Below are 14,111 nucleotides of genomic sequence, written 5' to 3'. Positions count from 1 at the left end.
GATTTTGTTTTTTAGAAGCAAGATCAAAAGATCGCAGCCTGCGGCAGCTCCTACAGGGAATGTCGTACAAATCTGCGGGCAAAAAAAAGGGCAACCGAAGTTGCCCAAAATGCCTTGCGTGCTCATTACATCCAGAAAGAACTACGGTTACTTCCGCTTGTGCGAATCCTTCCAGATAAAAAGTCCGAACCCTGCAAAAAACACAAACATGAGGCTGACAGTCAGCACTCCGGCGATCACCACGTTGTCGAAAAACATGACGCGTCTCCTGCACTTGCCCTGTTGCGATAGGATTAAGTTAACCAAACGGGCAGGAGAGAATATTGACCGGGATCAATGTCGCCCGAGACTGGGCAAGAGGAAGGGAAAAGTTTGACCCGCATCAATGAATGCGGGGGGAGGGTCAGCGTTTTTTCGGTTTGTTTTTCGGCTTTTTCTTCACCTTGCCCAACGGCATGGCTTGTTCGAACGCCTGGCGAACTTCATTGAGCCGTTTGTCATTGAGGTCATGAACACGCTTGGCGCGTTCCGCGTTGAGGTCAATCAGTTTGTCGTCTTGGCTCATGGCAGTCTGTGCATCGCTTGAAATGAGTTTCAGCCGCCGTAGCGTTCGGCAACCCTGCGCCAATAATGCGGCCTGACGGCCGCGCTGACCAGCCGCGTGCTCAAATCTCGATGTCGACCCACAGCCCCTGCCGCGGCTGATCCTCCATCAGCGGCGCCACCGGCACGGTGTTGTCGGCATTGAGTTCATCCCCGGGAATTGCCAGGTGCGCCTCAGGATCATTATCAGCCTCGTGGCGGCGCCGCTCCTGTTCCTGCCTGCGGCGCTGTTCCTCGCGCAGCACCAGCCCGTCCTCTTCAGGATTGCGCTTTTGCAGATCGATGGTGCTTTCACTGGAGCTTTCCTGCACCGGCACCACCGGTGGAATATCCGGACGCTGACGGATCGGATCAGTCTGTGAAGTGATCGGCACGGCACTCAAGGGGAGCATCGGTGGCAGCATGGTTTTCAGTCTCCTGTCAGCAAGGTTTCGGCTGCGGGGATGGCGACTTGAGCCATCGGTCGCAAACTGTGACCCAATTGGCACTCATTAGTGCACTGAGCGGCGCGTCATGCACAGGTGGGCTAACGTTTGACTGTGAGTTTTTCTGAGAGTCCTTTGGCCCTGAAGCCCTCATTCCGTTAAGATAGCCGGCTTTTTCAAGGTGGGAGTCAGGCAGCATGGCGCAGCAGTATCAACCGGGGCAACGCTGGATCAGTGACAGCGAAGCCGAGCTGGGTTTAGGCACCGTTCTGGCACAGGACGGCCGCTTGTTGACCGTGCTCTACCCGGCCACTGGCGACACCCGCCAGTACGCGCTACGGAATGCGCCTCTGACCCGCGTGCGGTTTTCGCCGGGTGACTCCATCACTCACTTCGAAGGCTGGAAGCTGACCGTCCGTGAAGTCGATGACATTGATGGCCTGCTGGTTTACCACGGCCTCAACGGGCAGAACGAAGTGGTCACCCTGCCGGAAACCCAACTGTCGAACTTCATCCAGTTCCGCCTGGCCAGCGACCGTCTGTTCGCCGGCCAGATCGACCCGCTGGCCTGGTTCTCCCTGCGTTATCACACACTGGAACACACCAGTCGCCAGTTGCAGTCCTCTCTCTGGGGCCTGGGCGGCGTGCGTGCGCAACCGATCGCGCACCAGTTGCACATTGCCCGCGAAGTCGCCGACCGTATCGCGCCGCGGGTTCTGCTGGCCGACGAAGTGGGCCTGGGTAAAACCATCGAAGCCGGCCTGGTGATCCATCGCCAGTTGCTTTCGGGCCGCGCTAGCCGTGTGCTGATCCTGGTTCCGGAGAACCTGCAGCACCAGTGGCTGGTCGAGATGCGTCGCCGCTTCAATCTGCAGGTCGCGCTGTTCGACGAAGAGCGCTTCATCGAAAGCGATGCCAGCAACCCGTTCGAAGACACCCAACTCGCGCTGGTCGCGCTTGAGTGGCTGGTGGACGACGAGAAAGCCCAGGATGCGCTGTTCGCGGCAGGCTGGGACTTACTGGTGGTCGACGAGGCTCACCACCTGGTGTGGCACGAAGATCAGGTCAGCCCTGAATACTCGCTGGTTGAGCAACTCGCCGAAACCATCCCCGGCGTACTGCTGTTGACCGCCACCCCGGAACAACTGGGCCAGGACAGCCACTTCGCCCGTCTGCGCCTGCTCGACCCGAACCGTTTCCATGACTTGCAAGCTTTCCGCGCCGAGAGCGAAAACTATCGCCCGGTGGCTGAAGCCGTTCAGGAGTTGCTGGATCAGGGACGCCTGTCGCCGCAAGCCCACAAGACCATCCACGGTTTCCTCGGCAATGAAGGCGAAGCCCTGTTGGCCGCCGTCAACGATGGCGACACCGAAGCCAGCGCGCGCCTGGTGCGCGAATTGCTCGACCGTCACGGCACCGGCCGCGTTCTGTTCCGCAACACCCGCGCCGCCGTGCAAGGCTTCCCGGAACGCAAGCTGCACCCGTACCCGCTGCCGTGCCCGGACGAATACCTCGAACTGCCGTTGGGCGACCACGCCGAGCTGTACCCGGAAGTCAGCTTCCAGGCCCAGCCGGACGCCAGCGAAGAAGAGCGCTGGTGGAAATTCGACCCGCGCGTCGAGTGGCTGATCGACCAGCTGAAGATGCTCAAGCGCACCAAAGTGCTGGTGATCTGCGCCCACGCCGAAACCGCCATGGACCTGGAAGACGCCCTGCGCGTACGTTCCGGCATCCCGGCCACGGTGTTCCACGAGGGCATGAACATCCTCGAGCGTGACCGCGCCGCCGCCTACTTCGCCGACGAAGAGTTTGGCGCGCAAGTGCTGATCTGCTCGGAAATCGGCAGTGAAGGCCGCAACTTCCAGTTCTCCCATCACCTGGTGCTGTTCGACCTGCCATCCCACCCGGACCTGCTGGAACAACGTATCGGTCGACTGGACCGGATCGGCCAGAAGCACATCATCGAACTGCACGTGCCGTATCTGGAAACCAGCCCGCAAGAGCGCCTGTTCCAGTGGTACCACGAAGCGCTGAACGCATTCCTCAACACCTGCCCGACCGGCAACGCCTTGCAGCACCAGTTCGGCCCGCGCCTGCTGCCGCTGCTCGAAGAAGCCGACAATGGCGAGTGGCAAGCGCTGATCGACGAAGCCCGCACCGAGCGTGAGCGCCTGGAAGCCGAGCTGCACACCGGCCGTGACCGCTTGCTGGAGCTGAACTCCGGTGGTGCGGGCGAAGGCGATGCACTGGTGGAAGATATCCTTGAGCAGGACGATCAGTTCGCGCTGCCGATCTACATGGAAACCCTGTTTGACGCCTTTGGCATCGACAGCGAAGACCATTCGGAAAACGCCCTGATCCTCAAGCCGAGCGAAAAAATGCTCGACGCCAGCTTCCCGCTGGGTGACGACGAAGGCGTGACCATTACTTACGACCGCAACCAGGCGCTGTCTCGCGAAGACATGCAATTCATTACCTGGGAGCACCCGATGGTGCAGGGTGGCATGGATCTGGTGCTGTCCGGCTCCATGGGCAACACCGCCGTGGCGCTGATCAAGAACAAGGCGCTGAAGCCGGGCACCGTGTTGCTGGAACTGCTGTACGTCAGCGAAGTGGTTGCCCCGCGCTCGCTGCAACTGGGCCGCTACCTGCCGCCGGCTGCCCTGCGCTGCCTGCTCGATACCAATGGCAACGACCTGTCGGCCCGAGTGTCGTTCGAAACCCTGAACGATCAACTCGAAAGCGTGCCGCGCGCCAGCGCCAACAAGTTCATCCAGGCCCAGCGCGACCAGTTGACGCCACGGATCAACGCCGGTGAAGCGAAGATCCTGCCACGCCACACTGAACGTGTCGCCGAGGCGCAACGTCGCCTGGCCGCCGATACCGACGAAGAACTGGCGCGCCTGACCGCCTTGCAAGCGGTCAACCCGACCGTGCGCGACAGCGAACTGGTGGCTCTGCGCAAACAACGCGAGCAAGGCCTGGCCATGCTCGACAAGGCTGCGTTGCGACTGGAAGCGATTCGGGTGTTGGTGGCGGGTTAACAACCCTCCTCCACCGCTATAAAATGAAGGCCCGCAGTGATGCGGGCCTTCTTTTTTGGATCAAAATCAAGAGATCGCAGCCTTCGGCAGCTCCTACGCTAATCCTCTGTAGGAGCTGCCGAAGGCTGCGATCTTTTGATCTTTACACCTTATGCCGTCACCGCCTCTATCTGCGGATCAACCGCCACCAACCCCTCCTTCATCCGCTTGGCATCGCGCACAAAACACCGTGAAGCCAGGAACAGAAACACCACGGTAAGCAACAGCGCCACCGGAATCAGGTACATCGCGTCATGCAGGCCAACCGCCTTGAACGCTTCGGTCATCTGCTCGGCGCCGGCGGCGAGCATCGCCGTGTGGGCGAAGTGATCGGACAAGGCTCCGACCACCACCGGCCCCAGGCCACCGCCCAACAGGTACAGCCCGGCAAAGAACAGCGCCATGGCCGTCGCCCGCAAGCGCGGCTCGACCACGTCCTGAATCGCCGTGTAAACGCAGGTATAGAAGTTGTAGGCGAACAGCCAGCCGACACTGAATACGGCGACGAACACACCGATCTCGATTCGCCCGGAATGCAGCGCCCACGCGGTGCAGATCGTCGAAATCACCAGGCTGAAGGCGGCAAACAATAGCCGCCCGTTGGCGACCCGTTGGTGAATCTTGTCGGCGATCCAGCCACCGAGGGTCAGGCCGACCAAACCGGTCACACCGACAATAACCCCGGTCGCCACTGCGGCTTCCTGCAACGGCATGAGGAAGTAGCGTTGCAGCATTGGCACCAGAAACGAATTGCAGGCATAGGTGGCGAAGTTGAAACAGAGGCCCGCCATCACCAGCCACAGGAAGGTTGGTACGGCCAGTACCCGTCGGATCGGTCGATCGATCTTTGCCTGCGACACCTGAACGCTCTCGGCGGCGCCGCGTTTCGGTTCCCTGATGAAAAACATGAAGATCGCCAGGATCAACCCGGGCACCGCCGCGATAAAGAACGGCGCGCGCCAGCTATCGAAGGCCTTGACCATCGCACCGATGGTGAAGAACGCCAGCAACAGCCCCAACGGCAGCCCTAGCATGAAGATGCCCATGGCCCGTGCCCGGCGGTGCGCCGGAAACAAGTCGCCGATCAGCGAGTTGGCGGCTGGCGCGTAACTGGCCTCGCCGATGCCGACGCCCATGCGCACGATCAGGAAGCTCCAGAAACTGCCCACCATGCCGTTGACGGCCGTCAACGCGCTCCACACCGCGAGTCCCCAGCCCATCAGCTTGCTGCGCGAGCCAGTATCGGCCATGCGCCCCAGCGGCAAGCCGGCAATGGCGTAGACGATGGTGAATGCCGTACCGATGATCCCCAACTGGAAATCACTGAGGTGCCACTCCATGCGAATGGGCTCGATGATGATGGCCGGGATGGTGCGGTCGAAAAAATTGAACAGGTTGGCCAGGAACAACAGGAACAGGATGCGCCAGGCATTGGCCGCTTGGGTCGAGTTCTGCATGGGTCCGTCTCTTTTATTGTTTTTGGGGCGTCACTGCCCCCGGACTTTGCAATCTAGACAGGCCGGCCACACCTGTCTTTCATTATTCGCCAGGCTGATACCTGCCCATGGTGCACAACCTGTGGGAGCTTTCGCAGGACGGGTATTTCGCAGCTCGTCCGGCCGATGAAAAATACCTCTCGTCCCCCCTTCCCAAGCCGTTGCCGAAGCCTAGAATAGCGGCCTTGATTCCCCCCTGTGTCTCCACTCCTCCTTACGATAATCGCCCATGTCCGAAGCCAGTCCGTGTCTGAATTGCGGTGCCTGCTGTTCTCATTTTCGCGTGTCATTTTTCTGGGGTGAGTGCGCCTCGTCCGGGGGGACGGTACCCGATGAGCTCGTCGAGCAGATCAGCCCCAGCCGGGTCGCGATGATCGGCACCGGCTGCAAACCCGTGCGCTGCACCAGCCTGGTTGGAGAGGTGGGCAGTACAGTGCAGTGCTCGATTTACGAAAAACGCTCCAGCACCTGCCGGGAGTTCGACGCTTCATGGGTCGATGGCCAGGCCAATCCCGATTGCGACGCAGCCCGTGCCGCATTCGGCTTGCCGGCCCTGCAACCAGTGTTCGAGACGCCCCAGAAGCAAATCGCCTGAGTAATAGCACCAATCGCTATTAGATTAATGTCAAAATATTTGGCACCAATGTGCCACTACCGCTTGCGCTCCATCCATGCCCTCTATACTCCATGACATTCGCTGGCGCTCTTGCACCGGCCCGAGGGATAACGATGGGGCATGCTATGGAGTGGCTTGGTCTGCATTTCATTACCGAGCTGCCAGAGAGTGGGCAGGTCATACTCAATTGCACACATGACCCTTTTCTGGTGCTGCTGGCTTATCTGGTCGCCTGTGTCGGCTGTTTCGCGACACTGGACATGGCCGAACGGGTAGCCCACGCTGAAAAAACCGCGTCCAAAACGCGCTGGCGCTGGGTGGGCAGCGGTTGCCTGGCGGGCGGTATCTGGGCCATGCACTTCGTCGGGATGCTGGCATTCCAGGCGCCTGTCGACCTTCACTACCAACTGCCTGTCACGGTGTTCTCCCTAACCATCGCGCTGCTCGCCGCGTGGCTGGCCATGCATACCCTCAGCCTTCCCGAGCTGAGTTTTCGACAGTGCCTCACGTCATCGATCGGTATCGGCCTGGGTATCGCGACCATGCATTACGTGGGCATGGGGGCCATGCACTCCAACGCTTCGGTCTATTACCATCCGGGCCTGTTTGCCCTATCCATCGCGATCGCGATCGGTGCCGCGCTGGCAGCCCTGTTGCTGGCCTGGTATCTGCGCGATGGCGCCGGCATGCTGCATCAGCTTTTCAAATACTGCGCCAGCCTGCTGCTCGGGGCAGGCATCCTCAGCATGCACCTCACGGCCATGGCCGCCTTCAATCTGGTGTTGCCCAACGGCAGCCTGCCAGTGCAAACCGGCGAACACAGCCATCTGCAACTGGCGCTGACCGTGACGGTCATGACCCTGCTGATCATCGGGAGCAGCATCAGCGCGGCACTGGCGGACAAGAAACTGCAACACAAGGACCACGACCTGCAGCGGGTCAACTCCCTGCTCAGCCAACTGGACCAGGCGCGCATGTCGCTGCAGCAGGTGGCGCACTACGACGCGCTGACCAACCTGATCAACCGTCGCGGGTTCAACCAGATCTTCGCCGAAAAACTCATCGAGAAAACCAACGAAGGCGGGATGCTGGCAGTCCTGTTCCTGGACATTGACCATTTCAAGCGGATCAACGACAGCCTTGGCCACGACGCCGGAGACGAACTGCTCAAAGTGCTTGCCGCGCACATCAAGAGCTCGGTTCGCAGTCACGAGGATGTGGTCGCACGCTTCGGTGGCGACGAGTTCTGCCTGCTCATCGACCTGCATGATCGTGACGAAGCGCGACAGTTGGCCCAACGCATCATGCTGAAAATGAAGGAGCCCATCGAACTGGCCGGCAGGCGCATGGTGATGACCACCAGCATCGGTATCAGCCTGTTTCCGGAAGACGGCAAGACCTGTGAGGAACTGTTGAAGAACGCCGACCTCGCGCTGTATCAGTCCAAGGGTAGCGGCCGCAACGGGTTGAATTTTTTCAGCGCCAACCTGAAAACCCGCGCCACGCTTGAGCTGCAACTGGAAGAAGAGTTGCGCCACGCCCTGCGTGAAGACACCGGCCTGATGCTCTATTACCAGCCGATCTATGACCTCAAGACCGGTCAGGTCAGCAAGCTCGAAGCCTTGATCCGCTGGCAACACCCGGTCCACGGATTCCTCGTGCCGGATCGTTTTATCGCCATCGCCGAGGCCAATGGCCTGATCGCCGAACTGGACAACTGGGTGCTGCGCAAGGCCTGCGAAGATCTGGGCGAGCTGTCGCGCCAAGGCTGTGCAGACCTCAAGATCGCCGTGAACTGTTCGCCCCTGAACCTGGCGCGCGAAGAACTGGCCGATGAGATCGAGTACGCGTTACGGGCCGCCGGTGTCGAGCCCCACCGGCTGGAACTGGAAGTCACCGAAAACGCCTTGATGGGCAATATCGCCAACACACTGGTGTTGCTGCGGCAGATACGCGCCCTCGGCGTATCGCTGTCGATCGATGATTTCGGCACCGGCTATTCATCCCTGGCCTACCTAAAGCGCTTGCCGCTCAACACGCTGAAAATCGATCGCTCGTTCATCCAGGACATTCCCAAGGCAACCCAGGACATGGAAATTGTCCAGGCCATTATCGTCATGGCCCATACCCTGCAACTGCAAGTGGTCACCGAAGGGGTCGAGACCTTCGAGCAATACCAGTTCCTTGAAGAGCATGGCTGTGACTTCGTCCAGGGCTATTTGCTCAGTCGGCCAGTGCCACTGACCGAGTTACTCCCGGTGCTGAACGAAATCAACCAGCGCAAGCACACCTACACGGTCACGGCGCTGAGTCTGGCTCACGGTACATCTGCACTAATGTAGACGGGTCCTTTTCAAGGAAACCCTGACTCCCGTGCAGGCGCATCAATTGCGCGGCCAGACCGCTGATCGGTGTCGACGAGCCCTGCTCACGGGAAAACTTCACCGCGGCATCCAGATCCTTGAGCAAGGTGCGCACGTGCCACTTGACCGGTTCGAAACGGTTTTCAGCCATCTGCGGGGCCAGGAACTGCAAGGGCTTGGAATCGGCAAAGCCGCCGGCCAGCGCTTCGGCGATCAGGCTTGCATCAACCCCGGAACGCTCCGCCAGCGCGACCACTTCGGCGATCACCAATGCATTGCAGGCAACGATCATCTGATTGCACGCCTTGGTCACCTGCCCCGCCCCGATCCCGCCCATGTGTGTCACACGTTGCCCCAGGCTCAACAGGACAGGCCGGACCCGCTCCAGATCCTGTGCGTCACCGCCGACCATGATCGCCAGGCTTCCGGCTTCTGCACCGACCACACCACCGGACACCGGCGTGTCGAGCCAGCCCATGCCGGTTCTGCCGGCGAGGTCTGCGGCCATCTCCCGCGTGGCGTTAGGCTCCAGGCTGGAAAAGTCCACCAGCAGCTGGCCTTTTCTTGCCCCCTCGACAATGCCCGCCGGACCAAACACTACCTCGCGCACGACCGCCGTATCCGCCAGGCACAACATCACCACGTCAGCGTGCTGGCACAGTTCGGCCGGGCTGGCGACCAGGCGTGCGCCAGCCTCGACCAGTGGTTTGCACTTGTCCGGATTGCGATTCCATACCGCCAGCGGATACCCCGCGGCCAGCAGTCGCCGGCACATCGGCAACCCCATCAGGCCGATCCCGGCAAACCCCAGCGAAGGTAGTGTTGACATCATTTAGCCTCCTTTTGATTAAAGATCGCCAAATACTGGCCGATTCATCATGACTTGGGAAAGGATTCCCCCCGAGCAATGCTCAGGCCAAAGACCAAGGCATGGTCCAGGTGCGCGCTGAAAAAAGACGCGATTCCACTCCGTGACGGGTCGACGACAGAGAGTCGGCCAACCAATCAGCCCAGGTAGATGGCGAACAATGACTTCTAAAAACAACCCGGCCACTGCGGTAACCGATCTGACGTTGAGCCCCGCGGCCAACAGCCCGTCATCACCGAAGCCATTGATTCAATCCCGCCCGTTGGCGACCCAGCAATACCTCTACTTCACCGAAACCAACACCGACCGTATCCTCGATAACCTCGACGGCCTGCGCGACATGGTGTTCCCGCGACCACCGCATCCGGAAGGCGACAGCGAACAACACAGCGACCAGGAATTCCCCTCGGTGTGCCTGATCGGCCTGGGCCGCTGCGGCTCGAACATTGCGCTGGACGTGGCAGAGCTGGTGTACAACGCCCGCAAGTTCTACCTCAACGAATTCAACAACGAAGATCGCCTGTCACCGGACAAGCGTTTTGCCGAAAAGGGCTACAGCCCGGCCCAGTGGATCCGCAACAACCTGCGCCTGGGCCAGAACAAGAACACCAAACCGGTGTTTCTGGTCGAGCCGCTGGTGATGCTCGGCGACCTGGACAAGGACATCGCCGGACGCATCCGTTTCTCACGCAAGGGCGAGAAAAGCGGCTTCCTGCGCGACTACAGCAAAATGAAAATCATGGACTTGTCGGAGGTCCACGCCGGTGGCGCCGGTAACGCGCCGATCCTCGGCCAGTACCTGGCCAAGATCATCCTGAACAAGGACACCCAGCGTTTCTCCAGCCCTGACTGGAAAATGATTCACTCGTACCTGATCGACAGCTGCGGCATCAAGGCCAACCAGTCGCGCCTGTATTTCTCGATCTTCAGTGCCGGTGGCGGTACCGGTTCGGGCATGGCCTCGGAGTTCGGCCTGGCCCAGCAGCACTCGTACATGAACAAGACGTTCGACACCAAACCGATGGACGAGCACGACAGCAAGAGCGGCCACTCCTTCGTCTTCGAGCCGATTTTCACCAGCGGCATCTGCGTGCTGCCGAACATTTCCGACCACCGCAGTGAAATGTCCGAGGCCCTGCACATCAACGCTGGCCGGCTGCTGTGCAAATACCTGTCGGAAGAGTGGGACTTCTCCTACAACTTCGCCAACGAAGACAGCAGCGAAGCCAGCGTCATGGGTCGCATCCGCCCATGGAACGCGATGATGCTGATTTCCAACGACATCATGCGTTACGCCGAAGAGAACGATGACGGCAATATCCAGAACATTGATGTCAATGCCATGGAAAAGCACGCCAACCAGTACATCTCGCAGCAGATATTCAACATTCTGACGGCTCAGGCAGTTACCACCGACTACGACCAGAACTATTTCCGTCGGGCCGGCATCGACATCGGCGAAACCATTCGCCTGGACGCCAACGACCTGTTCATGAGCCTGGCCGGCCCGGTGGCGATTGCCTATGCCGAGTCCGTGGTGCCGGAAACCCCGCCGCCAAGCAGCGACAAGTTCAAGGTGTTCGAGAAAGAGCCGCAGCGCCTGAACATCGACGACCTGTTTTTCCGTTCGATCGACCTGCCGCACTTCAACAAGGTCACCCAGGCCATCGAAGGCATCAGCCTGCTGCCGATCGAGTCCAAGCGCTATCGCGCGTCGCTGGAGCAGTACAAGAACTCGGGTTACGACGCGGCGGCCCTGCACGACCTGCACTTCTTCAAGAATTGCTCGTCGGTGGTGTCGATTGTTTCCTTGCCGAAGGACTACAAACTGTCCTACATGGACCTGAACCGGTTGAAGACCCACCTCAACAGCCTGTTCCCCAACACCACGCTCAAGCGCTACGCGCTGGTGATCGGTGCCTCGGCCAACCTGTCCCTGACCACCCTGATCGCCAAGAGCCCGTGCCTGTCGGACGATTTCCTGACGCTGATCGTAGCCTTTATCAAACGCTGCTTTGCGAAGCCTGCCTACCGTTTCGACGAAACCCTGGACAACTCGATCCTGGACTTCATCGTCCAGGAAGAATTCGACGAAGGCCGTATCGACGACTTGCTCAATGAATTCGAGAACCCGGCGAAGATCCTCGATACCAACTGGTACGCGATCAAGCCGATGTATGAGAAGAAATATCGCGAGCTGATCAACGACAAGGAAAAATTCGTCTCGATCAACGACATCCGCCTGTCGCGCGATTGCGTGAAGAAAGCGATCAAGTACCTGCGCGAGATCTATCGTCACCGCATTGGCAAGACCAAGGTTATTTCGCTGAATAACCATACGGGCAAGACCGCTTACTAAGCGTCACCCCCATTCGCGAGCAAGCCCGCTCCCACATTCGACTGCATTCCTTCTGGAAGAACACGGTTAAATGTGGGAGCGGGCTTGCTCGCGAAGGCGGCCTTGAATTCACCGCTAATCAACATCCAGAAACAATTGAGCAGCCGTTCAACTGCTCTCTCAACTGTTCCCGTTACGTTTACGTCACCGTGAGGCTGTGGCCTTTCTCTACGGCAACATGCCATCACGCTACTCGGCTACACACTTTCTTGCGGGAAAGGCGCGCACCAAGCCGGTGCAACCTTTCAAACCTGCGCCCTTTCCTGGATCAGAATCCACGGCGAAACAACCACCGCCCACAACTGCGGATCACGTTCAAAAAGATCCAGCGCCCGCGTTTCAGACAGCTTGGCGAGCTTGTCGGCAGCCAGCCAGGCAGCCACTTTCTCCCCTTCATCCTGGGCCACGGCCTCGGCGGCGGCGATCAGATCCAGGCCAGGATCGACCCACAATAGGGCACCCTTGGCAAAGAATGGCTCCAACTCTTTCCAGGTAATAGATGCGGTTTCACCAAGCAGCTTGGCATAGAGGGTGCTAGGTTCTTGATTCATGGGACTGTCCGGAAAAGAAATCGACGCAGATGATAACGTCGGTGGACTGGCAGAAAAACCCGGTTGCAATTGAGTGACCGAAATGAAAAGCGCAGGAAAGCCAGGGAATGCACTGAATACGGCTATAAGCCCGTCAACGCCCCGCCGCAATTCTGTCTTTTTCTTTCAATAAAGCGACACTTGCAGGTTTTGCCCCTCGGCGCTGCCTTCCCAGGCTGACAATCGGCGCTCTACACTGTACCGGTACAGTTGCCGAGGGGCTTTTCCGGGGAATGTCGTAGATATCTGACCCGGTTCTGCTGCTTTCGGCGCCAGGACTATAAAAACTACAACAGTAAGAGTGGAGCACTATGACTAAGGCTACTAAGCAGATTTCCAAACTGTTTGCCGCTATGGTTCTGGCCGGGGTTGCCAGCCATTCGTTCGCAGCTGACACCATCAAGATCGGCATCGCCGGCCCTAAAACCGGTCCTGTAGCCCAATACGGCGACATGCAGTTCAGCGGCGCCAAAATGGCCATCGAGCAGATCAACGCCAAAGGCGGCGTAGACGGCAAGAAACTCGAAGCCGTTGAATACGATGACGCCTGTGATCCAAAACAAGCGGTAGCGGTCGCGAACAAAGTCGTCAACGACGGCGTCAAGTTCGTGGTTGGCCACCTGTGCTCCAGCTCCACTCAACCGGCTTCGGACATCTACGAAGACGAAGGCGTGATCATGATCACCCCGGCCGCCACCAGCCCGGACATCACCAATCGTGGTTACAAAATGGTGTTCCGCACCATCGGTCTGGACAGCGCCCAGGGCCCTGCCGCCGGTAACTACATCGCCGACTTCGTCAAACCGAAAATCGTTGCTGTCCTGCACGACAAACAGCAGTACGGTGAAGGCATCGCCACCGCCGTCAAAACCACCCTGGAGAAGAAAGGCGTAAAAGTCGCCGTGTTCGAAGGCGTCAACGCCGGCGACAAAGACTTCTCCTCGATGATCGCCAAGCTCAAGCAAGCCAACGTCGACTTCGTCTACTACGGCGGCTACCACCCGGAGCTGGGTCTGATCCTGCGTCAATCCCAGGAAAAAGGCCTGAAAGCCAGGTTCATGGGTCCGGAAGGCGTGGGTAACGACTCCATTTCGCAGATCGCCAAAGACGCTTCCGAAGGTCTGCTGGTGACCCTGCCGAAATCCTTCGACCAGGATCCGGCCAACGTTGCCCTGGCTGATGCGTTCAAAGCCAAGAAAGAAGACCCGAGCGGTCCGTTCGTGTTCCCGGCCTACTCGGCTGTGACCGTGATTGCCGATGGTATCAAGGCTGCCAAGTCCGAAGACGCAGCCAAAGTGGCTGAAGCCATCCACGCAGGCACCTTCAAGACCCCGACTGGCGACCTGAGCTTCGACGCCAAGGGCGACCTGAAGGACTTCAAATTTGTGGTTTACGAGTGGCACTTCGGCAAACCAAAAACTGAAGCCAAGCCTCAGTAAGGCGTTGCCTGACTGACTGCCAATAAAGCCCACGGCGTGCCGTGGGCTTTGTTTTACGAACGTACTTGGGCCGCGCTGGCGTGATCCGCCAGTCTCCCCACCTGAAAATCTCAAAACCGTCATCAGCGGTTCGCTGGCAAACCCCGAATTCGAAGTGGATGCAGATCCGCGGGGCTCGGGCGGGAAAATGACTCCACCAGTGAAATGCGTATCAGGTTTTTAGGAGCGCT

11 protein-coding genes are annotated in these 14,111 nt (G+C 59.2%); 5 read left to right on the top strand and 6 right to left on the bottom strand.

Annotation, left to right across the window (positions count from 1 at the left end; genetic code table 11):
- Window positions 1-147: 147 nt before the first annotated feature.
- The 3 genes from ccoM to KW846_RS23115 all read right to left on the bottom strand — a co-directional run bounded on the left by ccoM (window position 148) and on the right by KW846_RS23115 (window position 1,007).
- On the bottom strand, window positions 148-258 hold the full coding sequence (ccoM, locus tag KW846_RS30260; RefSeq protein ID WP_007976669.1) for a cytochrome c oxidase subunit CcoM: 111 nt from the start codon (window positions 256-258) through the stop codon (window positions 148-150).
- 145 nt (window positions 259-403) lie between these two features.
- Window positions 404-565 (bottom strand): hypothetical protein, encoded by a 162-nt coding sequence (locus KW846_RS23120; protein ID WP_086776977.1) that lies wholly within the window; start codon window positions 563-565, stop codon window positions 404-406.
- A 100-nt stretch (window positions 566-665) separates the two neighbouring features.
- The gene (locus KW846_RS23115) at window positions 666-1,007 is read right to left on the bottom strand and encodes a hypothetical protein (RefSeq protein ID WP_008054180.1); all 342 of its coding nucleotides are present in this window, start codon (window positions 1,005-1,007) and stop codon (window positions 666-668) included.
- Window positions 1,008-1,225: 218 nt separating this feature from the next.
- Here KW846_RS23115 and rapA point away from each other — a divergent pair, with 218 nt between their 5' ends.
- The gene (gene rapA / locus KW846_RS23110; protein ID WP_218485574.1) at window positions 1,226-4,072 is read left to right on the top strand and encodes an RNA polymerase-associated protein RapA; all 2,847 of its coding nucleotides are present in this window, start codon (window positions 1,226-1,228) and stop codon (window positions 4,070-4,072) included.
- Window positions 4,073-4,221: 149 nt separating this feature from the next.
- Here rapA and KW846_RS23105 read toward each other — a convergent pair whose 3' ends face one another.
- Window positions 4,222-5,568: an MFS transporter gene (locus KW846_RS23105; protein ID WP_218485572.1), complete on the bottom strand. Its 1,347-nt coding sequence runs from the start codon at window positions 5,566-5,568 to the stop codon at window positions 4,222-4,224.
- A gap of 268 nt (window positions 5,569-5,836) precedes the next feature.
- On the opposite strand from KW846_RS23105, the gene KW846_RS23100 reads away from it, so the two are divergent.
- Window positions 5,837-6,202, top strand: coding sequence for a YkgJ family cysteine cluster protein (locus tag KW846_RS23100; RefSeq protein ID WP_126049750.1), 366 nt, complete (start codon window positions 5,837-5,839; stop codon window positions 6,200-6,202).
- Between the two features lie 146 nt (window positions 6,203-6,348).
- Window positions 6,349-8,565 (top strand): bifunctional diguanylate cyclase/phosphodiesterase, encoded by a 2,217-nt coding sequence (locus tag KW846_RS23095; protein WP_305733739.1) that lies wholly within the window; start codon window positions 6,349-6,351, stop codon window positions 8,563-8,565.
- Here KW846_RS23095 and KW846_RS23090 read toward each other — a convergent pair.
- Window positions 8,522-9,418 (bottom strand): NAD(P)-dependent oxidoreductase, encoded by an 897-nt coding sequence (locus KW846_RS23090; protein WP_218485569.1) that lies wholly within the window; start codon window positions 9,416-9,418, stop codon window positions 8,522-8,524. The genes KW846_RS23095 and KW846_RS23090 overlap by 44 nt on opposite strands.
- 196 nt (window positions 9,419-9,614) lie before the next feature.
- Between KW846_RS23090 and KW846_RS23085 the strand changes: the two genes are divergently transcribed.
- Window positions 9,615-11,813 (top strand): hypothetical protein, encoded by a 2,199-nt coding sequence (locus KW846_RS23085; protein WP_218485567.1) that lies wholly within the window; start codon window positions 9,615-9,617, stop codon window positions 11,811-11,813.
- A gap of 284 nt (window positions 11,814-12,097) precedes the next feature.
- On the opposite strand, the gene KW846_RS23080 is transcribed toward KW846_RS23085, so the two are convergent.
- On the bottom strand, window positions 12,098-12,403 hold the full coding sequence (locus KW846_RS23080; RefSeq protein WP_102674187.1) for a DUF2288 domain-containing protein: 306 nt from the start codon (window positions 12,401-12,403) through the stop codon (window positions 12,098-12,100).
- Between the two features lie 350 nt (window positions 12,404-12,753).
- Between KW846_RS23080 and KW846_RS23075 the strand changes: the two genes are divergently transcribed.
- Window positions 12,754-13,881, top strand: a complete 1,128-nt coding sequence (locus tag KW846_RS23075; protein WP_218476763.1) for a branched-chain amino acid ABC transporter substrate-binding protein — start codon at window positions 12,754-12,756, stop codon at window positions 13,879-13,881.
- The last annotated feature ends 230 nt before the right edge of the window (window positions 13,882-14,111 follow it).

The organism is Pseudomonas sp. PDM32, from assembly GCF_019219225.1.
Taxonomy (GTDB): Bacteria; Pseudomonadota; Gammaproteobacteria; order Pseudomonadales; family Pseudomonadaceae; genus Aquipseudomonas; species Aquipseudomonas laurylsulfatiphila.
This window is presented reverse-complemented; position numbering and strand designations above follow the sequence as displayed.